At 43.1% G+C, this 25696-nt stretch carries 26 protein-coding genes, 1 tRNA gene, 1 pseudogene and 1 riboswitch; of the genes and pseudogenes, 15 read left to right on the top strand and 13 right to left on the bottom strand.

Annotation, left to right across the window (positions count from 1 at the left end):
- The first annotated feature begins 104 nt into the window (after positions 1-104).
- Positions 105-521: a hypothetical protein gene (locus tag Q7J41_RS07360; RefSeq protein WP_304886685.1), complete on the top strand. Its 417-nt coding sequence runs from the start codon at positions 105-107 to the stop codon at positions 519-521.
- A 67-nt stretch (positions 522-588) separates the two neighbouring features.
- Here Q7J41_RS07360 and Q7J41_RS07365 read toward each other — a convergent pair whose 3' ends face one another.
- Both Q7J41_RS07365 and Q7J41_RS07370 read right to left on the bottom strand, forming a co-directional pair.
- Positions 589-1233, bottom strand: a complete 645-nt coding sequence (locus Q7J41_RS07365) for an HAD hydrolase-like protein (protein WP_304886687.1) — start codon at positions 1231-1233, stop codon at positions 589-591.
- Positions 1234-1249: 16 nt separating this feature from the next.
- On the bottom strand, positions 1250-3073 hold the full coding sequence (locus tag Q7J41_RS07370) for a sensor domain-containing diguanylate cyclase (protein WP_304886689.1): 1824 nt from the start codon (positions 3071-3073) through the stop codon (positions 1250-1252).
- A gap of 399 nt (positions 3074-3472) precedes the next feature.
- Between Q7J41_RS07370 and Q7J41_RS07375 the strand changes: the two genes are divergently transcribed.
- The 9 genes from Q7J41_RS07375 to hisIE are packed head-to-tail and all read left to right on the top strand — an operon-like array spanning position 3473 to position 11019.
- Positions 3473-4729 carry an ATP phosphoribosyltransferase regulatory subunit gene (locus tag Q7J41_RS07375; protein WP_304886691.1) on the top strand — a complete coding sequence of 419 codons (1257 nt, stop codon included), beginning with the start codon at positions 3473-3475 and terminating at the stop codon, positions 4727-4729.
- Positions 4730-5350, top strand: a complete 621-nt coding sequence (gene hisG / locus Q7J41_RS07380; protein WP_304886692.1) for an ATP phosphoribosyltransferase — start codon at positions 4730-4732, stop codon at positions 5348-5350. It abuts the gene before it with no gap.
- A gap of 21 nt (positions 5351-5371) precedes the next feature.
- On the top strand, positions 5372-6652 hold the full coding sequence (gene hisD / locus Q7J41_RS07385; protein ID WP_304886694.1) for a histidinol dehydrogenase: 1281 nt from the start codon (positions 5372-5374) through the stop codon (positions 6650-6652).
- On the top strand, positions 6652-7716 hold the full coding sequence (hisC, locus tag Q7J41_RS07390; protein ID WP_304886695.1) for a histidinol-phosphate transaminase: 1065 nt from the start codon (positions 6652-6654) through the stop codon (positions 7714-7716). Before hisD ends, hisC begins: the two co-directional genes overlap by 1 nt.
- Positions 7706-8293 (top strand): imidazoleglycerol-phosphate dehydratase HisB, encoded by a 588-nt coding sequence (gene hisB, locus Q7J41_RS07395; RefSeq protein WP_304886697.1) that lies wholly within the window; start codon positions 7706-7708, stop codon positions 8291-8293. Before hisC ends, hisB begins: the two co-directional genes overlap by 11 nt.
- Positions 8294-8307: 14 nt before the next feature.
- On the top strand, positions 8308-8916 hold the full coding sequence (gene hisH / locus Q7J41_RS07400; protein WP_304886699.1) for an imidazole glycerol phosphate synthase subunit HisH: 609 nt from the start codon (positions 8308-8310) through the stop codon (positions 8914-8916).
- A complete protein-coding gene (hisA, locus tag Q7J41_RS07405) occupies positions 8913-9635 on the top strand; it encodes a 1-(5-phosphoribosyl)-5-[(5-phosphoribosylamino)methylideneamino]imidazole-4-carboxamide isomerase (RefSeq protein ID WP_304886701.1) in 723 nt (240 codons plus the stop codon). The genes hisH and hisA overlap by 4 nt, the downstream gene beginning before the upstream one ends.
- Entirely contained in the window at positions 9629-10387 is a 759-nt protein-coding gene (gene hisF / locus Q7J41_RS07410) for an imidazole glycerol phosphate synthase subunit HisF (protein WP_304886703.1), read from the top strand. The genes hisA and hisF overlap by 7 nt, the downstream gene beginning before the upstream one ends.
- Positions 10388-10398: 11 nt before the next feature.
- Positions 10399-11019 (top strand): bifunctional phosphoribosyl-AMP cyclohydrolase/phosphoribosyl-ATP diphosphatase HisIE, encoded by a 621-nt coding sequence (hisIE, locus tag Q7J41_RS07415; protein WP_304886705.1) that lies wholly within the window; start codon positions 10399-10401, stop codon positions 11017-11019.
- Positions 11020-11114: 95 nt separating this feature from the next.
- Here the strand turns inward: hisIE and Q7J41_RS07420 are convergent, their stop codons facing one another.
- The 4 genes from Q7J41_RS07420 to gshAB form a co-directional block, all read right to left on the bottom strand.
- Positions 11115-11492 (bottom strand): arsenic metallochaperone ArsD family protein, encoded by a 378-nt coding sequence (locus tag Q7J41_RS07420; RefSeq protein ID WP_304886707.1) that lies wholly within the window; start codon positions 11490-11492, stop codon positions 11115-11117.
- 231 nt (positions 11493-11723) lie between these two features.
- Positions 11724-11843, top strand: a riboswitch (molybdenum cofactor riboswitch).
- A gap of 249 nt (positions 11844-12092) precedes the next feature.
- A complete protein-coding gene (locus tag Q7J41_RS07425) occupies positions 12093-12329 on the bottom strand; it encodes a MoaD/ThiS family protein (RefSeq protein WP_304886709.1) in 237 nt (78 codons plus the stop codon).
- Between the two features lie 51 nt (positions 12330-12380).
- Complete coding sequence (locus Q7J41_RS07430) at positions 12381-14180, bottom strand: aldehyde ferredoxin oxidoreductase family protein (protein ID WP_304886711.1); 1800 nt, start codon at positions 14178-14180, stop codon at positions 12381-12383.
- Positions 14181-14344: 164 nt separating this feature from the next.
- Positions 14345-16660: a bifunctional glutamate--cysteine ligase GshA/glutathione synthetase GshB gene (gshAB, locus tag Q7J41_RS07435; RefSeq protein WP_304886713.1), complete on the bottom strand. Its 2316-nt coding sequence runs from the start codon at positions 16658-16660 to the stop codon at positions 14345-14347.
- A gap of 120 nt (positions 16661-16780) precedes the next feature.
- Between gshAB and Q7J41_RS17795 the strand changes: the two are divergent.
- Positions 16781-16885: pseudogene (locus Q7J41_RS17795) on the top strand (FeoB small GTPase domain-containing protein); the annotation flags it as partial.
- A gap of 64 nt (positions 16886-16949) precedes the next feature.
- Here Q7J41_RS17795 and Q7J41_RS07440 read toward each other — a convergent pair.
- Both Q7J41_RS07440 and Q7J41_RS07445 read right to left on the bottom strand, forming a co-directional pair.
- Positions 16950-17630 (bottom strand): PspA/IM30 family protein, encoded by a 681-nt coding sequence (locus Q7J41_RS07440; RefSeq protein WP_304886715.1) that lies wholly within the window; start codon positions 17628-17630, stop codon positions 16950-16952.
- A 22-nt stretch (positions 17631-17652) separates the two neighbouring features.
- Complete coding sequence (locus Q7J41_RS07445) at positions 17653-18666, bottom strand: hypothetical protein (protein WP_304886717.1); 1014 nt, start codon at positions 18664-18666, stop codon at positions 17653-17655.
- A 164-nt stretch (positions 18667-18830) separates the two neighbouring features.
- Here Q7J41_RS07445 and ybaK point away from each other — a divergent pair, with 164 nt between their 5' ends.
- The gene (gene ybaK / locus Q7J41_RS07450; RefSeq protein ID WP_304886719.1) at positions 18831-19316 is read left to right on the top strand and encodes a Cys-tRNA(Pro) deacylase; all 486 of its coding nucleotides are present in this window, start codon (positions 18831-18833) and stop codon (positions 19314-19316) included.
- Between the two features lie 78 nt (positions 19317-19394).
- Here ybaK and Q7J41_RS07455 read toward each other — a convergent pair whose 3' ends face one another.
- The 5 genes from Q7J41_RS07455 to Q7J41_RS07475 form a co-directional block, all read right to left on the bottom strand.
- Positions 19395-20144, bottom strand: a complete 750-nt coding sequence (locus Q7J41_RS07455) for a SagB/ThcOx family dehydrogenase (RefSeq protein ID WP_304886721.1) — start codon at positions 20142-20144, stop codon at positions 19395-19397.
- Between the two features lie 45 nt (positions 20145-20189).
- The gene (locus tag Q7J41_RS07460) at positions 20190-20522 is read right to left on the bottom strand and encodes a hypothetical protein (RefSeq protein ID WP_304886723.1); all 333 of its coding nucleotides are present in this window, start codon (positions 20520-20522) and stop codon (positions 20190-20192) included.
- Positions 20523-20629: 107 nt separating this feature from the next.
- Positions 20630-21085: a VOC family protein gene (locus Q7J41_RS07465; RefSeq protein ID WP_304886725.1), complete on the bottom strand. Its 456-nt coding sequence runs from the start codon at positions 21083-21085 to the stop codon at positions 20630-20632.
- Between the two features lie 181 nt (positions 21086-21266).
- Positions 21267-21932 (bottom strand): Abi-alpha family protein, encoded by a 666-nt coding sequence (locus Q7J41_RS07470; protein ID WP_304886728.1) that lies wholly within the window; start codon positions 21930-21932, stop codon positions 21267-21269.
- Positions 21933-22180: 248 nt separating this feature from the next.
- Positions 22181-22257, bottom strand: a tRNA-Pro gene (locus tag Q7J41_RS07475).
- 192 nt (positions 22258-22449) lie between these two features.
- Here Q7J41_RS07475 and rlmH point away from each other — a divergent pair.
- Genes rlmH through malQ form a run of 3 tightly spaced genes read left to right on the top strand, consistent with a single transcriptional unit; the run spans position 22450 to position 25386 of the window.
- Complete coding sequence (gene rlmH, locus Q7J41_RS07480) at positions 22450-22929, top strand: 23S rRNA (pseudouridine(1915)-N(3))-methyltransferase RlmH (RefSeq protein ID WP_304886730.1); 480 nt, start codon at positions 22450-22452, stop codon at positions 22927-22929.
- A gap of 32 nt (positions 22930-22961) precedes the next feature.
- A complete protein-coding gene (hslO, locus tag Q7J41_RS07485; protein ID WP_304886732.1) occupies positions 22962-23846 on the top strand; it encodes an Hsp33 family molecular chaperone HslO in 885 nt (294 codons plus the stop codon).
- Between the two features lies 1 nt (position 23847).
- Positions 23848-25386 carry a 4-alpha-glucanotransferase gene (gene malQ / locus Q7J41_RS07490; protein ID WP_304886734.1) on the top strand — a complete coding sequence of 513 codons (1539 nt, stop codon included), beginning with the start codon at positions 23848-23850 and terminating at the stop codon, positions 25384-25386.
- The last annotated feature ends 310 nt before the right edge of the window (positions 25387-25696 follow it).

Here is a 25696-nt window from a genome sequence, read left to right on the forward strand (position 1 = left end):
CAAAGCTCATGAGCTTTCATTTGAATCATCATTTCTTTTGCCATTAAAATATGTTATGATTGAAAAATGTTATAACAAATCATAAAATAGTTAGGAGAATAATTTTGAAAAAGAAACTGTATTTATTAGGTGTATTTATTCTTTGTGTCGTGACCCTATCCGGCTGCATCCCAACATCTGAAAAAAAATCCGATACTCTGGGTCTGGAATCCACCGACCGCTATGAACTCCTCATTGGACTGAACGATGTCGGCACCGGCAAACAGATCATGGACACCCAGGAGGCCATTGAAATAATAAAAATGAAACTGTTACGTCATGTCAGCGGTGTCACCATCACCGTCTCCAATGGTTACTATTATGTAGGGGCTTTTATTGTTGACGAAGCTACATTAAATTGCGTGATTTATGGTGCTGATGACGAATCCATCGCCGCCGTAGTTAATGAAATCAACAGTGACATGAATGTCTCTGTGCTGGTATCAAAAACCCCCAGCAAATATCGTCTGATCACACCATAAACACTGCGGCGCATTCAATCCGAATGTCCCTCTTTCTTCAGACCATCCGCTAGCATGCTGATCCGACTCAAATTTTATTTTTTGTTTTGACAATATCAATAACATCCCATATGTTGTCAATCATAAAAGTGGGATTGCACTTCTCAAGTGCAGATGGTGTATTATATCCCCAGTTCACTGCGACCACATCCACCCCAACCTTATGACAGGCTTCGATGTCGCGAACTTCATCCCCAACATAGAGCATTTCGCCTGGATTAATGTCATGCTTTCGCAGCACTTTTTTGATTTTTTTTGACTTGGACATGAGAGCGGAACACATGATAAATTCGATTTCATGACTGATGTCATAGGTTATTAGAAAATCAGAAACCGTTTTTTTTATATTCGAGGTGAGAACTCCGATATGATTGGTTTCCTTTCTCAGAGCGGTAAAGAAATCGTGAATATCGGATGCAAAGGCATGAATTTCGGTCGATTCCTTTCGCATCATCTTTTGTCCATCCCGAAGCGCCCGGGGAAATTGATAAAAGGGAATGTCAACAATTTCTTTAATCTCTTTGACATGAAGATTCTTGATATGTTGTAATTCTTCCATGGTAACGGTGCTGTATTTATACTTTGTCGCTAATTCATTGTATATATTAAAGGCTTTCTCTTCAGTATCCGCAAGGGTACCGTCAAAATCGAAAACCACACATTTATAGGTCATATATGACTCCTCAAATTTAGTTGTTGTTTGGTTCATATCCATTCACTTTGCTTTTCAACTTCTTCCCTAGCGATTCATGATAAAAATAGTAATCCAAATTCAATCGCCGAGCTTCATGCATGGCTGCACTGCCAAAACGGATCAGATCTTCTTTTGTATTGGCATGATCCGGGTATTTGGAAATCCCGATATGGTTTCTTAAGGTAATTGAGCTCCCCTCAATAATAAAAGGTTTTTTCAGCAACTCAGCAACCAACTGACAAATTTCCATTATTTTTTTTATGCTGGCCTCACAAGGGTAAAATAATACAAACTGATCCGTATAACGGCGGACAAAAAGACCATATTTGCCGATGGCGCCATATAATCGTTCACTTAAAGACTGCATCAACTGATCTTCAATATATTGACCGAAAGCATCCCCCACCGTATGAATTCCATCAACATGAATAAAAATTAAGGCCAGATTTTTTTCAGAATTATTACCATTTTTATTAAAGTAGTTTTCTAAAACCTGTTCCAATTTATAACGATTGGGCAGATTGGTTACGGGATCCTGTGCAAAAGCGGCTTCTAGTGCTTTACGTTTTTCAATGGTCTCACTGATATCAATTCCAAGCAGAATGTTTGTATTTTCCCCATCTCTTTTGGAGAAGGTCGCATGATCCCACTGGATGTAATGAACATCACCTTTGCGATCCTTAAATGGCAATGGTCGTCTGAAATCTAAATTATCATTAACAAATTTTCGATGCGTACGATTGAGATTCCCGAAAACATCCCGCAAATTTTTATTTTCAATATCGTCATAGGCAATCCCACTTAGTTGCTGCACTATGTGGTTAATGCTTCTGACTTCAAAATTACTATTAAATTCAATAAATAAGAGCCTACTGTTGTTCAACACCTTGTCAGTAAAAATAAGCTGGGCGTTTAATTCTTCGCGCAGGTCAACCTGCTTCGTAACATCCTGAAGAATCCCAATCGTTCTCTGATGCTCATTATCCTTCGTAAAATAATGTCGGATTCTTAAATAAATATCCCGAATTTCACCCCGGTTATTTTTTATCCGGTAATGAGTATCAACCTTTTCCTGAGCTTGAAATGCCCGTAGAAAGGCTTTCCATACCCGGTTCTGATCATCTTCATAGGCCATCCAGTAAATGACATCAAGATTGGGTTCAACTTCACCTTCTTCATAACCTAGTATACTATAAAGTTCCCTTGACCAGTAGATTTTTTTTGTTAAATAATTCATTTCCCAGTAGCCCAGATGGGCAAGATGCTGGATTTCCAGGAGCTCTTCTTTCTGCTGACTGATATACTCGTCCTTCTCATAGGTTTTTTTTAAATCTGTGCCGGTTACGACTATATAGGTTTTTTCACGTCCCTTTTCACTGTTTATTTTCAACGGTTTAAAAACCAGATGAATCGGGATCACCTCACCATTTTTATGGAAAAATTTGATATCCCATTCGTAGACACCTTTTTCGGCAATCGCTTTTTTTAGTTCATCCAGTTCATCTTCAAAAACAAAGTCCATGGGAATGCGCTGAATACTTTTACCAATAACTTTATCCGCTGGCTTTCCCTGGTATTTCAAAAACGTTTCATTAGCCTTATATATAATTCCGTCTTTATCAACCACAACGATGCTGTCCGTAACTTGGTTGAAAACCCCTTGAAACATTTTTTCAACCCGTTCCCATTCTTCTCGCCTTCTTTTAAATTTAACAAGGTGGTATGCTACTGCCCCAGCCAAACTCAAAAAAATAATGGCTCCTAAAATTACCATTGATATTATCTTTTCTTCTGAAAAATTATTTATCTCATTCAGCATAGTGAACACCTTGCTTTCTGATGTTTGATGTTGTCGACACCACCATCCGATCATATCTTTGCAAAAGATGACCTTCAGGATATTTGCCTTCAATTCATAGATATATTATAATACATACTGTCAACAAAATCCATTACTGACCATCATTATTTTAAATATTGAAAAATGAGATTTTACAACTGACGCAAAACTCAACTGATGATTCGTAGTCGATCATCTTCTGACGTAAACCGATCTTGCCGCTGTTCATAAGTGCAGTCAAGATTTTTAAAAATCATTCCCAATAAAATCAAACAAATTATCTTAAAAGCTTTGACAAACTGAAAATTAATGTTACAATATATTTAACGCTTCACTAGACTACAGTAATAAAGTACTTGTTTGAACAAGGAGGTTCACATGCTTTTTAATTATACCATCGACGGATTCGAAAATATCCAACATCAGGATTATTTCGCACTGCAGCAAATCAACTATAAACTCATGTCACTTTACCGCTCCTTTGGATATCATCAGATTTCCACCCCCACCTTTGAAACCTATGATCTGTACGTCAATGAAGATTCCATACCCAGCGATGATCTCTTCAAGCTGGTCAATCATCAAGGTAAGGTTCTTGTTCTAAAACCGGATGCCACGCTGCCGGTCACTCGCATGGCTGCCATGAACCACCCCAATTCTCAGGATGTCATCAAATTCTCTTACGAGACCAATATTTATCGGAATTTTTCATCACCAGAAATCATCAAGAAAGAGATCACCCAAATCGGGATTGAATATTTTGGTAACAATAGCCCGGAATGCGACGGCGAAGTAATCGCCCTGGCGATTCGTTCGCTGTTAGAAAATGGCATTAAGGACGTGCACATTGATTTGGGTCATGTGGGATTCATCAATTTTCTTTTTGATGATCTGGCCTTTTCCGACAAAGAAAAAGCGACCCTATTTAAATACATCGAAAACAAAAACATTGGCGATATCGCTGACTATCTGGAAAAACTGGCATTGCCTGATGATAAAAAAGCCATCATTCTTAAACTACCACTGCTCTATGGCGAACCTAAAACCGTATTAAAACAGATGGAAGCCTTGTGCATCAATGACAAAATGCGGCAGGTAGTTGAAAAAATCTCTGAAATTTACGCCCATCTGGAAGTCATTAACCTGGCTGAGTACGTGAGTTTTGATCTTGGTTTTACCAATCAGATGAACTATTACAGCGACATCAACTTTAAAGGTTATATCAACAGCTGTGCTGAACCGGTGATCAGCGGCGGACGTTATAACCATCTGTCAGAAAAATTCGGTATTCCCCGTCCGGCCTGCGGTTTTGCCATCGATCTGCTCAAGGTGATTGATTACATGGAGCAACACCAGCTGCTCCCCCAGGATGATCAGAAGATCCATGTGCTTTTTTATGAAAAGTCACAAAAATCCGCTGCCTACAAAATGGCGGAACAACTGCGCTCAAACGGATCCATAGTTGAAGTTTTCCTGATGAATAATACTAAAGAAATCCATGTGGCGTCTTTCCAGGAGAATGCCCTTTATAAGAATGCCGCGCTGTACTTCCTGACTGACGACAAACTCTTATCTGAAAACAATGGAAAATTCTTAGAAATCAAAGCAATTGGTTCTGAAAGCGAGGTGGCGTAAATGGTAATCCGATTCGCCCTGGCCAAAGGCCGGGTGGCTAAAAAAGCAATTGAGCTGTTAATTGATCTGGGTTACGTTTTTGAAGATTACTCGGAAAAAAGTCGAAAGCTTATTTTTACCGACACCACCGGAACGATTGAGTTTTTTCTGGTGAAATCTCCGGATGTTCCCACCTATGTGGAAAAAGGTGCGGCTGATATCGGCATTGTCGGCAAGGATGTGCTACTGGAGCACCCAGCCCAGGTTTATGAGATGCTAAACCTGAACATCGGCAAATGCAAAATGTGTGTAGCCGGCTTTGAAAACCATCCGATCCCCTATGGCAAAAAAATGGTGGTGGGCACCAAATATCCGGTCATCGCAAAAGATTATTTTCATACCAAGAACCAACTGGTAGACATCATAAAAATCAATGGCTCGGTGGAGTTGGCTCCGCTGATTGGTTTAGCCGACTGTATCGTCGATATTGTCGAAAGTGGTAATACGCTGAAAGAAAACGGACTATCTGTATTGGCAGAAATCTGCGAGATCAGCTCCCGACTAATTGTCAATCAGGTTAGCCTGAAGACCAAACGAGAAATGATCGATCCCATTATCAAGGCATTTGAAAACCAGCTGTAGATTACTTAAGAGAGGAATAAAATGAAAACTATCATCTATAAACAAGGCATGGATCTTGATACGATATTAAAACGCAATGAAGATGAGCGGGAGGATATTCACAACGCTGTTCTGGAAATTATTAAAGGGGTAAAAAAAGAAGGCAATGCTGCCCTTTTGTATTATACTCAGGCGCTTGATCACTGTGTCCTCACCCATTTACAGGTCACCGAGGAAGAAATCGAAGCTGCCTTTTCATCGGTTCCCGATGAACTTCTAGATATCATCCGGGAGGCCGCCCAAAACATTCGCGATTTTCACGAAAAACAGCTGGAAACAACCTGGACCTACACACCTAAACCCGGGGTCGTCCTAGGCCAACATATCACTCCGATTGAACGGGTGGGACTCTATGTCCCCGGTGGCAAAGCCACCTACCCCTCGACCGTGCTGATGGATGCCATTCCGGCACTGGTGGCCGGGGTAAGGTCCCTGGTGATGGTGACTCCTCCAGGACGGGATGGGAAAATCAACCCCACAATCCTGGCTGCGGCGAAAATTGCCGGCGTCCACGAAATTTATAAGCTCGGTGGCGCTCAGGCGATTGCCGCTCTCGCCTACGGCACTGAAACCATCAAACCAGTTAATAAAATTGTCGGACCCGGTAATATTTATGTAGCCACTGCTAAAAAAGAAGTTTTTGGCAAGGTCGATATTGACATGATTGCCGGACCCAGCGAGGTGTTGATCATTGCTGACGAAAATGCCAACCCGGTTTATGCCGCCGCCGACCTTCTGTCTCAGGCCGAGCACGACGAACTGGCGATGCCAATTCTGGTGACCACCTCAGCCAAACTGGGAGCACAAGTCATTGAAGAAGTCTACCGACAGATCAGTGAAGACCTCAACCGCAAAGAAATCGCCAAAAAATCAGTCGATGATTATGGCTTTGTCTTCATTGTCAAGGATCTCGACGAAGCCTTTGAGTTGTCCAACCAGATTGCTCCCGAGCATCTGGAGCTGCTCATCAAAGACCCCATGGATTCACTGGAAAAGGTAAAAAATGCTGGCGCCATCTTTATGGGCGCTTACACCCCAGAACCTCTGGGTGATTATTTTGCCGGACCCAACCACACCCTGCCGACTTCCGGCACAGCCAAATTCTCCTCACCTCTGGGAGTTTATGACTATCTGAAAAAATCCAGCATTCTATCCTATGATCAGGCCGCATTGCAGTCAGTCTATCCAAAGATTGCCGCCTTTGCCCGTTCCGAAGGATTGGATGCCCATGCCAAAGCAGTTGAAAGGCGGTTTGAAGACTAATGGAATCCCTGATAAGAAAAAACATCCAGCAATTAATTGCCTACAAGGTGGACGCTCCGCAGTTTGAGATCATCGTCAATGCCAATGAAAGTCCCTATGACTTTCCCATGCAGCTTAAACGAAAGTTCAGCGACGATATCTGTAACACTGATTTAAACCGCTACCCGGAGGCCTGTTTTCCCGAACTGATTGAAGCCATCACCGACTATACCGGTGTCCCGGGCGAAGGCATTATCTGCGGCTCCGGCTCCGACGAGCTGATTGCGATGATCAACCAGGCCTTTGTGGATCCCGGTGATGTCGTGGTCTCCCACTCGCCCTCCTTTTCAATGTACGACATTTGGGCCACCATTGCCAATGCCAGACATATTATGGTGCCCGATCTGCCGGGGCATATTCCCGATGTGGAGGGCATGATTACGGCCGCCTGCGAAAATCAAGCCAAACTGCTTTATATCTGTAACCCCAACAATCCCACTGGCTATATTTTTAGTCGCGCGGATATTATCAAACTATTGGATTCTGTCCCTTCGCTGGTGATCCTGGACGAAGCCTATATTGAGTTCTTTGGTGAATCTGGTGTTGATCTGCTGGAGAAATATCCCCGCTTGTTAGTGCTGCGAACCTTGTCCAAAGCCTTCGGTCTGGCTGGTATCCGCTGTGGCTATGCCCTGGGTAACAAAGAAATTATTGATATTCTTTACAAGGTTAAGGGTCCCTACAACCTCAATGTTCTGACCCAGAAATTGGCCGTCATCGCCTTAAAAAATCGCGATGCAATCCTGCGCAATCTGGAAATTTTAAGGGCAGAGCGACAAAAAGCGATGAGTGTACTGGAAACCTTTCCCGGCCTGACCCTTTATCCCTCCGGCGCCAATTTCATATATTTTGAAACCGATCGAGCTGAAGCTATCTATGAAGCGCTCCTGAAACGGAATATCCTGATCAAACGCTTTGTTGAAAATGACGCCACTCCTGGCAGTATTCGTTTTTCCATGGGCAAACCCCAGGAAAACCAAAAGATTCTGGATATTATCAAGGAGGTCGTGTACAATGAAGCGTAAAAGCACATTAAACCGGTCTACCACCGAGACCGAAATATCACTTTCGCTAAATATTGACGGATCCGGTCTGGCCAAGATCAACACCGGAGTTGGTTTTTTTGATCATATGCTGACGCTCTTCACTAAACATGGCAAATTTGATCTGACCATCGATGCCCATGGTGACGAAGCTGATAACCACCATGCTATTGAAGACATTGGTATTCTGCTGGGAAAAGCCTTTTATGATGCGTTGGGTGACAAGGCCGGCATTAATCGCTATGCTTTCCAGTTCACCCCTATGGATGAAGCCCTGTGCCGCACCTGTGTGGACATCAGCGGCCGCAGCACCCTTGTTTTCGATGTCCCTCTGACCCGGGAATTCATTGGTGACTTTGAAACTGAAATGCTGGAGGAATTCTTTAGCGCATTTACCAGCAACAGCAAAATAACCCTCCATGTGGCCTCCCTCTACGGCAAGAACAACCACCATATCGTGGAAGGAATTTTTAAATCGCTGGGTCGAACACTAAAAGATGCCTGTACAATCGAAGCTGGCAACACCGAAATTCCATCCACTAAAGGAATAATAGAATAACAGGAGGACAACCATTGATCGCAATTGTCGACTACGATGTCGGAAATCTTAAAAATGTCTATACGGCTCTGGGTGATGTCGGTCTTTCCGGCACCATCACCCGCGATAAAAAGGTACTGGATGCAGCTGACGCCATCATTCTACCAGGGGTTGGAGCTTTCTCCGACGCCATGGACAACCTCAGAAAATTTGATCTCATTGATGCCCTTAATGACAATGTCAAAAAGGGCAAGATCCTGATGGGAATCTGCCTCGGCATGCAGCTGCTTTTTGATAAAAGCTATGAGGACGGTGAATTTTCCGGACTCTCCTATATCCCCGGAGAAATCGTCAAATTCGACGCTCCCGGGATAAAAATTCCCCATATGGGTTGGAACAATCTGGTGATTAACCGGGACAGCCCGTTGGTCAAAAACATTGGCCCCGAAGACTATGTCTACTTTGTCCATTCCTACTATGCCAATCCGGAGAACTTTGATGATGTCGTGGCCTATGCCGAATACAGCGTCAAGGTACCCGCGATTGTAAAGAAGGACAACGTCATTGGCATGCAATTTCATCCGGAAAAAAGCTCCAACGTGGGCTTCCAATTACTAACGAACTTTAAGGAGATGATATCATGATTGTATTTCCGGCCATCGATTTAAAAAACGGCAAATGCGTCCGTCTGATGCAAGGACAGAAGGATGCCGAAACTATTTATTTTGACAACCCGGTGGATGTCGCCCTGAAATGGCAGTCCAAGGGCGCCCAGTATCTGCATCTGGTGGATCTGGATGGTGCCTTTGACGGCCAGCCGAAAAATCTGGAACTGGTTAAAGAGATTGTTGCCGCTCTGGATATTCCGGTGGAACTTGGCGGTGGTATTAGAACGCTGGAAATTGCCAAAGACTATATCGACAGTGGCGTAGCCCGGATCATCATTGGTACCCAGGCCGTTAAAGATTTCGATTTTATTGTTAAACTCCTAGATCTCTATGATGAAAAAGTCTGCGTTTCCATTGATGCTAAAAACGGTTTAGTTTGCACCGAAGGCTGGGTGGAAAGTAGCAATATTGAAGCGCTTGAACTGGCCAGCAACCTGGAAAAACTGGGTCTGTCCACGCTGGTTTACACCGACATATCAAAAGACGGCATGATGACTGGTCCTAATTTTGATATGCTCAAGGTGCTCAATGATAATTTGAAAATTGATATCATCGCTTCTGGCGGCATCTCTAAATCAGCAGACCTGATCCGACTTCAGGAAATGGGGCTTTACGGCGCCATTACCGGAAAAGCCCTGTATGAAGGAGCCATCGATCTGGAAAAACTGTTGCAGGAGGAGCTCAAATCATGCTGACCAAACGGATCATTCCCTGCCTGGACGTGGATCACGGCCGGGTGGTAAAAGGTAAAAAATTTCAGAATATTCAGGATGTCGCCGATCCAGTCGAACTGGGGCGGTACTACTCCGACCAGGGCGCTGACGAACTGGTTTTCTACGATATCACCGCCAGCTATGAAGATCGCGATATTTTTATTCATATTGTTGAAAAAGTAGCTGAAGCCATCCGCATCCCCTTTACCATTGGCGGCGGTATTAGCAAGGTCGAAGATTTCCGCAAAGTGCTGATGGCCGGCGCCGATAAGGTTTCGGTTAATTCATCAGCCGTTAAAAACCCCCAGCTAATCCGCGAAGCCGCCCTTCGTTTTGGGGCTCAATGTGTGGTTTTATCCATTGACGCCAAGCGCAATAACAGGGGTTCCTGGGATGTATATGTAAAAGGCGGCCGGGAAAACACCGGCATCGATGCGATTGAGTGGGCCAAACAGGGTCAGGATCTGGGTGCCGGAGAAATCTGTATCAACTCCATCGATACCGATGGGGTTAAAAAAGGCTATGATCTGGAACTTAACCAGAAACTTTCCAGTCTTCTGACCATTCCGATTATTGCCTCTGGCGGAGCAGGAAAAATGGAAGACTTTGCCGAAGTATTAAAAGTAGGCGCCGATGCTGCTCTGGCGGCATCCGTTTTTCACTATAAAGAAATTCCCATTGTTGATTTGAAAAATTATTTACACGATCAGCAAATACCTGTCAGACGGGTATAGAAAGGCAAAAAATGGATTTTGAAAAAATAAAATATAACGAAGCGGGATTGGTTCCTGCCATCGTTCAGGATTATGAAACTCGTCAGGTGCTGATGATGGCCTGGATGAACGAAGAAGCCTTAAAATTGACCCTGGATACCAAAAAAGCCACCTTTTACAGCCGCAGCAGGCAAGGGCTGTGGGTAAAGGGTGAAACTTCTGGCAACACTCAGTCGGTGGTTAAAATTAACTACGATTGCGACGGCGATACCCTCCTGCTACAAGTAAACCCACAAGGTCCCGCCTGTCATACCGGAAATACTTCATGCTTTTATCGCAGTTTAGCCATTGATCAAGATGCCAACCTCGGAAATATGGAGATCTTAACGATGCTATATGATCTGATTGCTGATCGCAAAACCAACCCTCTTGCTGGTTCTTATACCAACTATCTGTTTGAAAAAGGAGTGGATAAGATCTGTAAAAAAATCGGCGAAGAGGCCGCCGAGACGATTATTGCTGCTAAAAACGACGATCCTGCTGAGCTGATCTACGAAGCTTCAGATCTTATCTACCACTTGCTGGTATTACTCAACAACCAGAATGTGGATCTGGAATCGTTATTCCATGAACTGACCAAACGCCATAAATAAGCATTTTTAAAGCCGATTAAACAACTTTAATCGGCTTTTTCAGTAAAATTTTCCAACCAAAAAAGGGACGTTTGTCACGCCCCCTATCGCTCTACCTAACAGCAATCGCCGCCGCAAAAACTGCGATTGGTCATTTTTTCTTTCATCAGCATCATCACCAGCTCATCCTGGGTCATCCCTGACCAGGTAGCTAAATCAAGATTTGATGGATAGGAACCTTTACGTTTGATTTCACCATCCACCACCGTAATTGGCAGAGCACTCTTCCCACTTTTTGAGACAATCTCACTGACTTCCTTATTCCTGGCGAATACATCCGGGTTTTCAATCAAGCCGTATCTCAGCACCTTTTTTCCTTCCCTTGTTAACGCCCGCAACATTGATCTAATCCTCAATAATTCCTGATCTGCTCCTGAACCACAACCATTGCCACTATTGCATATTTCCGGATCATATATTTCAATTTTTTTCATCTTATCTCCACTCCAGTTCATTTGGATTTATCCAAAACTTAATCATCCTAATTTAAACTACCTTTTATACTAGTATGATTCTAAAATAATCCAATAGTATGATTCTGTCAAGTTATATTGTCCATCATTTAAGCTGTTTTACAGCTAGCTTAGCACTATTCCTTTGCTTTTTTTTGAATAATAACCAATGATAGCGCAGATTTGTATTGCACTCATACCGATTATCGTGTATAATATAGTTACTCCGAAGTTTAAGATTTCTAAGGTATTTAACTATGAGCTTAAACCCGTAGGGTATGATCGGAAACGGTTATGTCTCCCATTGTGGAAAAGGGGCTTGACAGAATTATTTTCTTGTCAGTTTGCATTGTTTTAGTGCAGAAAAAAAAGGCCATTCCATCTGGAGTGGTCTTTTTTTTCCCTGAACGTCCCTGAATTTTATTTATTTGTAACCGAAATAATATTAATCAGGACACTTTCTTTAGACACCAAAACCGGACTAACCAACCGGTTTTGGTTTTTTTTGTAAACTAATTTTTCAAAAGAACAAGCCCTGATAAGCATTTGCTTATCAGGGCTTGTTCTTTTGAAGTTCTAAAATCAACCCCCAGCAACAGGAGGAAAAATAGCCATGTACCCATCTTCTTTTATGGGAACAGTGAGCATGGCATCAACCTTCCCATCAACCCCATCGACAATAAGTGCTGCAATTTCCGGTGCGGTAATACCCAAGCTGTCAATGACATCCTGCCCGGTCATCCCCGGGGTATATTCCATTTCAACAATCTTTCCCCGGCCTTCTCGAAAGTTAGCAAATAATTTTATCTTGATTGCCATATTTCCTCCTAAAACGAAAGGGACGATCTAAGATCGTCCCTTAAATTTATTTTATAATAAACCTAATTTTTCAAGACGTTCTTCCGTCGGAATACCATCTTCATCCCATCCACGTTCTTTGTAATAAAGTGGAAGTAATTCATCCAGTTTATGTACCCAACCTTTTGTTGGTCCATCTGGCATTTCTTCTTCCAGGAAACGCGGTGGCAAGGTATCTTCTTCTGAAGAAATACCAGCTTCTAAATTAAAGAGTTTTTCCAGATTCCAGATACGTTCTCCAGCTAACAGAACATCATCAGCCGTCCAATCGGTTCCCAGAACTTCATTGAGCATGTCAGCGTATTGTTGCGCACCCAAAGCAAATGAGGTAAAGAGACATAAGCCAGTCGAGTCAATAACAGCAGTCAGATCCTGGAAAATTTTAGCCCAGGTTGGTTTTCCCGCTAATTCAAAACGATCCAGTTTTTCAGGCAAGCCAAGGATTTCGGGAGAAATCAGGTAGCCCCGAACATGACATCCACCACGGTTGGAGGTTGCATATTGAAGACCCATTCCCTGGATTCCACGAGGGTCATAGGCTGGTAAGTCTTGTTTCTTAACTGACATGGAGTATTCCGGAACGCCGAAGAAATCCGCCAATCGGTAGGAACCTCTGGCCAGTAAATCTCCAAAACCTTCTCTGTTACCCATTTTTTTCAGCCAGTGAATAACGGAATCAGCATTGCCGAATTTCAGGATCACTTCGTCATCTAACATTTCGTCGGTGATGTAACCACGTTGATACAATTCCATGGCAGCTGCTAAGGTTGCGCCGGCTGAAATGGTATCAATACCCATTTCATTACACCAGTAATTAGCATCGATAACGATATCCATATCGTCTATTCCTAAATCGCCGGCAAATACCCAAAGGGTTTCATATTCTGGTCCGCCGATACCATCAGGACTATGTTCACTTTTAACCCAGCGACCGCAGCCAATTGGACAATGGTGACAAGGATTACGTTTGATCAGATATTTTTCGGTCATGGTTTCGCCGCTGACAGCTTCAGCGTTGGGATCTTGGCCACCCTGGAAGTTATTTGTCGGGTAAACACCATGTTCATTGATAATATTAACCAATACGGCTGTTCCGTAAGTTGGCAGACCTCCACCAGTGACACCGTTTTCTTTTAATAAGGTACGGCATTCTTTGGTAACTGCTTTTAATCCTTCCGGTCTGGCAATTTCCGGTTTTAAATTTCCTTTAACGGTAATCGCTTTTAAGTTCTTCGAACCCATAACTGCACCAACACCAGAACGACCAGCTGCCCGATCTTTTTCATTCATGATGGCAGCCATTTGAGAAAGTTTTTCACCAGCAGGACCGATGGTTAAAACCTTGGAACCAGGTTGTTTTTCTTTTAACATATCACTGGTTTCTGAAACCATTTTACCCCACAAATCAAGAGCCGGTAAAATCTCAACCTTATCTTCATCGATACTGAGGTAAACAGGCAGACTCGCCTTACCTTCAACAATAATGGCATCATAGCCAGCATATTTCAGATAGGCTCCCCATTCTCCACCAGAGTTTGAAGATGCAATACAGCCTGTTAACGGTGATTTTGTCACGACCATATACCGACCACCGGTAGGAGTCGCTGTCCCCGACAACGGACCATTGATAAAGACGATTTTATTTTCTGCTGCAAAAGGATCAACCTGTGGATCAACCTCATCCATATACAACTTTGTTCCTAATCCACGACCACCAATATATTTTTTTGCCAACTCAAAATCCAGATCTTCAGTTGTCACTTCATTGGTCGTCAAATTGACACGTAAAATTTTTCCCATGTAACCAAACATTTCGTACGCCTCCTAAATTTTATTTATTTGTAACCACTATCATTATACTCAAATTTTACCTTTTATTCAATGGATTAAAGGAAAGTTAATGTCAAGCACAAAAATTTATAGCTGTTTTAGGACACCTTGCGCAATTTTTGATCAATTATTGAGCGTAATTTTTATCAGTCTGCCAGTCCGATAGTTTTCAGGATATTATAACCTAGTCTTCGTTCCTGTCCTTCATAAGGATAGGCATGCATAACAATCATCGGATTGAAATTTAGCTCGATAATTCCATAGTTTGAATCGGGCTTGCGGTAATCTTCTATGATAATATCTATCCCGCAAAATTTTGCATCGAAAGCCTTGGCGGCCTTTAAGGCAATTTCAGAAAAATAAGGATGCATTTTTTCAGTGAAGTCAATACTGTCCCCGCCAGTACTAATATTAGAATTTCCCCGGAGAAATATCATTTCTTCTCTCTTAGGGATTGACTGATTTGTCAGACCCTGTTTTTTGAGAAACATTAGAGATTGATCATCCAGCTCAATTTTTTTAAGCGGACTCGTATGGCCATCGCCCCGGTAAGGATGTTTGTTTTTTTCATCAATAAGTTGCAAGATGGTGGAAACGCCATCACCAATCACGTTGGCCGGACGGCGATGGAGCACTGCTACTACCTCATCCCCCATGGTCAGGAAACGGTATTCCAGGCCAGAGATATAATCTTCTATTAGTATTGTATTGTCGTGCTCAAAGGCAATCCGGGCACCTTCCAAAAGTTCATCTAAGGTTCCGCCTTGATCAAAAATGCAGATGCCCAAACCAAAATTGGTTGACTTGGGCTTGATCACAACTTTTTTATCAACGTACTTTGCCAGTTTTTGTTTTGCTTCCAGCATAGAAAAGTATTCTTCACCATCTGGAACCGGCAAACCATTTTCTTGCAGAATTTTTTTTGTGACGACCTTATTCTCCATGAGCAAAGGTGTAATATAATTATCAACACTGGTCTTTGTCGCCTGTTTGACATATTCCCGGCGACCATTTTTTTCCAAGCGCACAATATTGTCAGCCGCATCCATGGGACTCACTTTTATTCCCCGGGTCAGCGCCTCTTTGATTAAAATCTGCGTCGACATTTCCCAGTTCTCAAAACCCTTCAGACGATAGTGATCCGCATCAGACTGTTTTTTATACTCTTTGGCCATTTCCAGATTGGCATCCAAACAGCCATTTTCCTGCATTAATAATTTTAATCGGTCCGCATAGGTAGTCTCCGGTTTTTTTACCCGGTTCTGCATTTCTTTGATGCACTGCTCCTGATTTAAACCCAGGTATTCATTGACCTCAGCCACCTTTTCCAGAATATCTTCTGCCCAGGCTGTTTTCAGCGTCCAATGCCGATGATCCAACAATTCCAAATCTGGCTCAAGCCCATGTTCAGCCACCGCTACCTCGTTAATAAGGGCTTCCTGCTGCCAGGTATCAAAAAACTCTTCTCCTTCCAATAGCAAAAAGAGCATAAAGATATTCATGAATTCCAGATCTATTTTTGCAATACCGCATTTATCAAAAACATTGAGATCGATGGTTCGTATTTCCAGATATTGAATGCCTTCTTTTTCTAAAGAGTCCAGTACATTTCGATAATCTTTTGGTTTTAAGCGAATCTGTGCATAAAGTTCTTTCGCTTCAGAAATGTCCCCCCGATCAATAAACTCGTTGATGCTCCTGATATAATCCTTGATCGAACTATAATCCGGGTAGAGATCTATTTCATTTTTATAACCGCTACAGCTGCCATTTCGGGCGGAGGTTCCACCGGGACTGAGATAGGTTTCATTACCACAGTCTCCCATACATTGCAGACACTCCTCAATGTATGAATTATGGAGACCGGGAGTGCAGCCCATTAAATAGATGACCAGCCAGCGATAGCGCAAAAAGTTACGTAAGACCTTTAAATAGATTCGATCTTTAAATTCTTTGTAGCTCTCCTCCGTGCCCAGTTCCTGCCAGAGCGTCGTTAAAAATTCTTCACTAAAAGAAAAGTTATAATGGATACCAGAGATTAGCTGTCGCTTTCCGCCATATTTAACCATCAGTTTTTCCCGATATTCCCTTGCTTTTTTTCCTTCCTCCCCCTGATAGGAGGCAATCGGGATCTGGTTGTCATCTGGAATATTACATGGCATCGAGTATGGCCAAAACAGCTCATTATTCTCGCCAATCTCGCTTATTACAATATCAGTGAGCGCTTCCAGAAAATCATAGGTTTCGTCTACTGAATAAAAAACTGGGGTAACCAGTTCAATCTGGCTTTCTGAGAAATCTGTGGTGATATAAGGATTTTTAAGTTTATCGCCAAAAATCGGCGGATGAGGTGTCAATGCAAGTCTTCCCTGTTTTGTCACCCGGAGTCCTTCTCTTTCTACTCCAAACCCTGCAGTTAAAATACTTTCTGGTGTCATTTTATTTTTTAATATTTCAATCATTCTCATAGCCTTTCCGTTGTTGTACAGATAAATCGGTGTGAACTGTACAAAATTTTTTTAATTATACCATAAAAAAGATTAATTCTAACTAACTATTTCCCTTTGATTGCTAGGGAATAATCATTATTTGATGCGCTCACCGGGAGTTCCCAATATGCGGGAAACTGGCCAGGTGTGACAGTGGAAAAAAACCGCCAAAAGAAATTGACACCGGTAAAAGAAATTGAACACTTATAATATCAAAAGCCAGACGAAAATGATGCTCATTCTCGTCTGGCTTTTCTATTATTTATTGCAACCCCAACTCTTTTTTAAGCTTAGTCAATTCCTCATCCACCGAAGCATTTGTGTCTTCGCCATACTTTTCTTCCAACGCTTCTGCGGGGTCAACCGGTTCAATGTTCAGTTCTGCCATGGCATTGGCTTCATCCAGCATCCGATCGGCCTTCGCTTCCATTCGCGTAAAGGCATCCATGGCATCCTCGGTTTGATTAGCTGAGCTACTGGCTTCATTGATGATTTCCTGCGTTTTGGCAATGGACACCTTGGACTTGATCATGGTTCGACGTGCCTGCAGGGTTTGGATATCTGCCGCCAGTTTATCATGCATCTGCCGCATTTTCATGGCATTTTCATGAGCAGCAGCATACACATCCATCAGTTCAGAGTCGAGATTTTCCAGCTCCTGTCTTTTCTTGAGAAAAACCCGGGCATCCCCTTCATTCCCAGCCACTAGGGCTTTTTTGGCCAAGTCGGCATATTTCCCCACCTCGGCCTTGTTGTTGTCTACCAAGCGCTTAGTGCGGGTTTCTTCGCCCATGATTTCGGCGGTACTGCGCTTCACTTCAGCCAGATCCTCCAACAGATCAATTAAATACTGGTCGATCATGATCGCCGGGTCTTCCATCTTATCCAGCAGATCGTTGATGTTGGCCCGGATAATATCACTAAATCGTTCTAAAATTGCCATCTCTTTCCTCCTTAGATTTTACTCATGACTCTTTGTGCTCATCTTGCTGATCGGGCGGATTATCCTGATATTTTTTCGCCAGGTCTTCGATTTCCACATCGTCAAACTTTTCCAACGGGGTATTCAACATTTCTGCAGTCCGCTTGGCCTCCAGATTTTTCTGATTTTTGGCATGCCGCCACCAGACGAACAAGAGAATGGCTAATATCACCACTGCAAAGACAATGCCAATAGTAGTCATGGCTGCGATCCATGGCGACTTGGTAACGGTCATGATCCGGTCGGCCGCATCCCGAAACGAGTTACTGAAGAATTCCTCATCGGTGAGGCTACCGTCGTAATAATTGCGGTCAATATAATCTAGCAGAATATCAGCCGCTTCCGTATCAATGACTGTTTTCACCTGAGTCCCGGCCACATAACGATCCATATAGAAATCATTATACTCATAGAAAACAAAGAGTAAATGAGCTTCATCAGAAAACAACTGATCGTAAAGAGCATTTGCATAACTATCCAATTCATTTTCGGTAGGGTTATGAGAACCATTGACGTTATCAATGATCACCACATGCGGTTGCACCCCGGTTTTCTGATAAAAGTATTTTAGCCCTTCCTCCATTTTTGTCTGGTTATTAATCCATCCCAACTCATCGGTGTAGTATTCGGTTTCATTGACTGAGCCGGCCGGCAGCGGCTGTCGAGCCACTGTTGATTTAGTGATTTCGGTAAATCCTGTAAAAGCAGATGCGATGAAAAAACTGATAATCAACAGAAAAATCAGGCCAATCACCAGAATAATCATGAATGCACCACAACCGCAGCCCGCCGGTCCACCGTAGTTGCCGCCTCCAGAACTCATTCTGGGCCCACTAATAAAAAAACCGCCCCCGGAACTACTACCAAAGCTGCCAAATCCGCCACTGCCACCACTTCTGTGGCTGCTTCCAAAGCCACCGCTGCGACCACCGCTGCTGCGGCTGCCACCAAAGGAACCGCCACTGCTACGGCCACCTGAACCACCACTTCTTCCCATGATAACCCCTCCATCTGTTTGCGTGTTGTTACAATTGCTATCTACCCCAATCCGCACCAATCATTCATCTTTGACCACTGCAAAAAAAGAAGCATAAACAATCATTTTCTGATAAAATAAACATGTTACAAAACCAGCTTTACTAAAAGGAGAAAATACCACCAATGGCTAAACAAAAAGAAGTGAAAACCAATGCCATGCGCATTTTGGATAAATTAAAAATTGACTATACCCACCAAAGTTATGAATGTAATGAATTTGTGGACGGGTTGCAGACCGCCGATCTGCTGAAGCTACCTTATGAACAGGTCTATAAGACCCTGGTAACTGAAGGAAAAAGCAAAAATTATTTTGTCTTTGTAATCCCCATCGACAAGGAACTGGATATGAAGAAAGCCGCCAAAGCGGTTGGCGAAAAATCAGTGGCGATGATTCATCTAAAAGATCTGACTGCGATCACCGGCTATGTCCGGGGTGGCTGCACCGCCATTGGCATGAAAAAGCAGTTTAAAACCGTCATCAATGACACCGCCAAAGAGCTAGATAAAATTTACATCAGCGGCGGTAAAATCGGGCTGCAGATTGAATTGCGTCCTGATGATTTCTGCACCGCCGCCGCAGCCGTGTACGGAGATGTCATTTCTTCCTGAGTCGTGAGACGTTTTCTGACCAAACGTTTGCATCTGTTTAAGATGCTATCAACCAATCTTCGATCGGCACTCCCTTGATCAAATTTTACCGACTGGAGCCATATAAACGACAAACTCCTCATCACCATCAACATTTAATAACTGGTCGGCACTTTGCTGATTGTAGGCAGCGATGGCACAGGTTCCCGCACCGATTGCTTCACAAGCCAGATATAGATTTTGACAGACGTGTCCGGCATCCAACGCAATCACCTTGTACGAGGCTTGGGCATAGCGCCATTCCATCCGATAGGGAATGGTTGTCCAGATAAAAGTGAGCGCACCCGATCCGGCAAATTGCTGATTGAGAGCCGCATCAATCATCCGTTCTTTTAGTTGATCCGGTGTTGCTTCCAGCACCAATTGATGCTGAGAAGGCAAATAGCGATAGATCCCCGGTTCCAGGCCGCCGACATTGAAAACCACCAGATAGGTTTCCAGCGCATGACGATTTCCCGCCGAGGGAACGGTTCTCAGGGCATTTTTCTGACGCCACTCACGAATCCCTTGGGTTGACCAGAGCAAGAAAGACAACTCTTCCATGGACAAGGCCTGGCGGGTAAATTTCCGCCGTGATTCCCGGTGCAAAATGGCAGATTTTAATGGAACTTCCCCGATCCCAAAGTTTTCTGGTTTGAGCAATGAAATTTTCTTGGCGTCCGGTGGCGCTGGTTTTTCAATCGGTGGCACCGGCTCCCCGATGTTCTGATCGGTTCTACGAAAATCGGTTTCCTGACGAATATCATCTTTCAAAAAGTACTTTAAGTCTTTTTTATCTTCAGTTTTCATAAATTTACCCTGCCTTTCATATTCTTAGGGATAACGAGTCGTTTTTTAATAATATTTACTCGCAGCAAAGGGATCACCATCATCGACAACTTCCTGAATGATCACGATGGGATCAGAAATGAGACCATATTTCTCATCTTCCGGATATGTCACCGCAATTGTCGGATTATTCCCTGCATAGGCGATCATACTTACCATTGAATCCCATTTCGTACACAAGAAAAAATGAGCATACTCGCCTTGTTCAACAATTTTCAAAAATGCCCCTTGGTTTCCTTTGATCGCCAGGGTATCCTTGACGCCTGTCTGATATTCATATTTTTCAAATGAATCCCGCATTTCAATAGGCACCATTCCATGCCATGTTCTCGCTATCATTTTAAAACTCCTCTTTCTTTTTTTAAGCCAGTATCGGGGGGTTACGTTAAGTTGGTACTTGGCTCCTGCATCGTTTAAAATCATCAAAGATTACAACCCCTAATCGACTATCGGGTACTCCAGTTCTGCAGTTCGACGATGTTTCCTTCGGGATCGGTGGCGTAAACAATTGTTGCTACCACATTATTGGGATAGTCGGCGACAATCTCCTCACCAATCTGGTCGCCACCGGCAGCCCGTAATTTTTCGAGCATCGCCGCTACATCATCCACCTCAAAAGCGATATGTCCAAAGCCGATCCGATTAATCTGCGGCAATCCGCCCTCGACCCAATCGTTATAGGAAAAAATTTCCAGGGTTGGCAGCTTATCTTCATAGCCAGGTAAACAGAGATGTTCACCCCGTATATGTGCCCCCCTGATCCCCGTCATCCGATCGATCCAATCTCCTTGCATATCCCGTTCCGGGGGTACCGGCACACATCCAAAAACTTCCTGATAAAACTGGGAGAGTTTTTTCCAGTCTTTGGCAATAATGTTGGTGTGAGTAAATTTAATCTTCATGGTTCTCCTTCTTTGTTTTAGACTTATTTGACCTCTGCGAAAGTAGAGTATACAAGGACGGTAATTTAGTGTTTCGAACAAGAGGTCACTGCACTATTTGAACCGCCCTTCTGAGTTTTGCTATAGCGAAAAAATTTATGTTTGCCAGAAATTATCGATCCCTTCGGAACCTTTTAAATTATTAAAAATCCAGCGTGCATGATTCATAAACTTTTTTACCTAAAATTGTACGAGAAATAAGGTGATAATCCCTGCTAGGTCCCATTCTCTGCATTCCATTGATGCAACCTAATCTCTCTAAATTACTTAATGAGAATTCTATATTTTCACTAAGATCAAATTTGAGTTCTTCTTTTCCGCCATTAGAAATTCTAACTCCTGAAGGTAACTCTTTAGTTATAACGTTATCATTAAAATTTTCGAATGGTTGCTTATAAATAGTTAGAAGTATCTCTGCATCCTGAAGCGATAGCCTTTTTAACACATCAACGCATGCTATGTCCACATTTGATTTGCTGTTTTGATAAGTTGCGTTTGCAAACAAGTTTGCCCACAATTTTCGCATAAATTCGTCATCTTCTAATGAAGCCTCTTCTAAAATAGAAACTGACACTCTTAATTCAACAGGGATTATTTTATACGGCAATCCTTTATCTTCGAATTCCTTAATTGTACTTTCTAACATATTGACTAAGTTCTTTTTTCTTCTGGCATCTACGTCAGTTTTCCACGCCCCAACCCAACTTTTCGCTAGTTCGTAAATACCAGTCTCTTTTGCAATATCCATAACATTGTTACCTGCTTTAAGCGCTTCAGTAGAAAATTCAATAATAACTTGCGGATCCATTTTTTATCGCCTCCAATCTTTTCGTAAATTATATCACAAAAAATAAAAGAAAGGCCATGTCAAAGTGGTTGTTAATAGAAATCTCTATTGGCACTATTTCAAGCTATTCCCTTTTATTTCATCTCACCTCAAGTAGCTCTATACTCCGCAATATCTTCCTGTATTTCGTCGTTCCGAATGAAGCTTTCCTTCTAAAATTTTCCGCAAAAAAAAGACAGCTATCACTAGCTGTCTTAACTATTTTTTAATGGTCGGAGTGAGAGGATTTGAACCTCCGGCCTCATGGTCCCGAACCATGCGCTCTACCAAGCTGAGCCACACCCCGTAATATGTTGCATTTCCGACTTAAATATTGTACACTATAATAGACAAAAACACAATCTCAAATACAAAATTTTTTCTATGTTAAGGAGGAACCCACCGTGCACAAAAAAAATCCGCTTTATCGTGTCGGCGCATTGGTTTTAGTCGCTGCGCTTATTCTGAGTATTCTTGTCGTCTATGCTTTATAAGCTAAATGAATATTCGTATTATTGCTGTTGGAAAAATAAAAGAAAAATACTTAACCCAGGCTATCCAGGAATACACTAAGCGATTGAGCGCCTATTGCCGTCTGGAGATCATTGAGGTTAAAGACGAAAAAATTCCCGAAAATGCCAGCGCGGCTCAGCGGCGAAAAGCCGTGGAAATTGAGGGTGGTCGAATTCTTTCCTATTTAAAAGACGAGGAAATTCTGGCTACCCTGGAAATACAGGGCGAGCAACTCGATTCACCGGCTTTTGCCAAAAAAATTGAAAATTATGGGATCCAGGGAAAAAGCCAGATCACCTTTATTGTCGGCGGATCCATCGGACTTTGCCCTGAGATTACCAATCGCTCAAAATGGAAATTATCCTTTTCAAAAATGACATTTCCCCACCAGTTATTTCGGGTTATGCTGCTAGAGCAGATTTACCGTTCTTTTAAAATAATCCGTGGCGAAACGTATCATAAATAACAAATACAAATTATAAAATGGAGAGGTAAAACATGCCGGACTATGTACTAAAAGCCACCGCCGGAAACGGACAGATTCGGGTCTTTGCGGCGACAACACAAGGGCTCGCCGAAACTGCCCGGAGACTTCATCAAACCAGCCCAGCGGTTACCCAGGCTCTAGGCCGATTACTCACAGCAGGTTCGCTGATGGGTTCAATGATGAAAAATGCCGATGAACTAATCACTTTGAAAATCGCTGGAGACGGACCTTTGAGCGGCTTATTGGTAACGGCAGACGCTAAGGGCAATGTTAAAGGTTATCCTTATGTCAATGATCTGCACGATACGATGGACTCCCCCCTTCCCGTGTCCGAAGCGATTGGCGGCGGCGCCTTGAATATCATGAAGGATATTGGCCTGAAAGAACCCTACGTTGGCTATTCACCACTTATCAGCGGTGAGATTGCCGAAGATTTAACCTATTATTATGCCCAATCCGAACAGATTCCCACCTCCGTATCGCTGGGTGTTTTATTAAACGACGATGGCACCGTCCGACAGGCCGGCGGGTTTATTATTCAATTAATGCCCGACACCGATGATGAAGTAATCGATGCCCTTGAGGCGGCGCTGTCCGATACCCCTTCTTTAACCAAGCTGTTGAATGAAGGCAAAACCCTGGAATCAATTATGGATGATTTGTTTAAAAACCTGGACTTAAAGGTTAACAAAACAGAAATCACCCGGTTTAGCTGCGATTGCTCCCGGCAACGCATCACCAAAGCGCTGACATCTATCGGTAAAGAAGATCTCATCGACATGATCTCGGATCAGGAAGATATTGAAATCAATTGTGACTTCTGCAAAGAAAAATATCTCTTTACTCCAGCCGATCTCCAATCAATCCTGACCCGGATTGAAGAAAACGAGGGCTGATATGTCTTTAAAAAACCGTTCCAGTGGTGTTCTAATGTCCGTTTCCTCCTTGCCGGGGGACTACGGCATTGGAACCTTAGGTACTGAGGCACAACATTTTGTCGATCTTCTCCAGTCGATGGGCTGCAACTATTGGCAAATTCTGCCAGTAGGACCAGTGGATGACTATTTCTCTCCTTATAATAGCACCTCGGCTTTTGCCGGGAATCCGCTTTTTATTGACCTGGAACTGCTATTTAAATGGGGCTTATTAACTGCGGATGAATTGTCTGCCAGCAAATCGGCAGATCCGCCCTACTCCATCAACTATCCTAATCTCATCAACAATCGCAACGCTATCTTCAAAATCGCCTATTCCCGATTATCGACCTCATTAAAAAACGACATCGACCAATACTGCCTGGCCAACCATGAATGGCTGCCCGATTTTTCTTTATATACGGTGCTATCTCAGCACTTTTTAGAAAAAAACTGGACCAAATGGAATAACCCGGATCTAGTCAAACGCCAGCCGGCTGCGCTGCTGTCCGTTACCAGTGCCTATCAAGATGAAATTGATTATCAGAATTTCCTGCAATATCTTTACGATAAGCAGTGGACGGCTCTGAAGACCTACGCCAATGGCAAAGGTATCAAAATAATTGGCGATATGCCCATTTATTTGGCTCACACCAGTGCCGATGTATGGTGTCATCCCGATCTTTTCCAATTGGATGCCAATGGTAGTTGCGTTGAAGTGGCCGGTGTGCCGCCGGATTATTTTGCTAAAGATGGTCAGCTCTGGGGCAATCCGCTGTATCACTGGGATGTCATGAAAGCTGATAATTATAGCTGGTGGATGCGGCGCATCAAACACGCTCTGGAACGTTTTGACACCGTCCGAATCGATCATTTTCGAGCCTTTTCGGCTTATTGTTCGATTCCGGCAACGGAGGAAACGGCCCGGAATGGCCGCTGGATTCCCGGCCCGGCGATGGATTTCTTTGCGCAGTTGCAAAAAACCTTTCTCGACCCTAACATCATTGCCGAAGATCTGGGTCTGCAGGATGAAGACCTGGTCAAACTGTTAAAGGACACCGGCTTCCCCGGCATGCGGATCATGGAATTCGCCTTCATCGACGACCAGAACAATCTTCATCTGCCCCACAACTATAGCGCCAATACCGTGGCCTACTCAGGCACCCATGACAATAATACGCTACTGGGGACTTTTTTTGACTACACCCCGGAGCATCGTCGTTATGCTTTTGACTACTGCGGCTATACTGATGCCTGGGAAAACCAATGGCAGATCGGCGGCCACCAGAGCCCTTCCTGTCGAGCCTTTATTCGCACTCTTTTTCAAAGTGCCGCCAATTTGGTGATCCTACCGATTCAGGATGTTTGTGGATATGGCAGCGATACCCGGATGAATGAACCCGGAACGGTTAAAAACAACTGGGTTTTCCGAATGACCCGGGAAGGCTTATCGCAAATTGATGTGGATTGGTATAATCACATCAATCAGCTCTATCAAAGAAAAGAACCATCTGTCATCTGATTACGGACGATCGGGCTTTGCAATTCGCACTTTAATTTATCACTTTAGTGTACTAATGCGTTCTTTTCAGGATTTGTGAATCAGCGTTATTAAAACAAGTGTCCGCATCCTTCAAACATTTCTTAATATAAACTTGCAATAAAAGCTTAACCTTTGGTATAATAAGCCCAGGTAAAAATTAGGAAAAAAAGAAAAAGGAGGACTTTACCTTGAAAAAAACTCTAGCATTATTGTTGTCTTTGGCGATGGTTGTTACCATGGTCGCTGGCTGTTCCGGTGGATCGACTACATCTTCCGCTGACAGTGACGT

It is taken from the genome of Acetobacterium sp. (assembly GCF_030652775.1).
Classification (GTDB): Bacteria; Bacillota; Clostridia; order Eubacteriales; family Eubacteriaceae; genus Acetobacterium.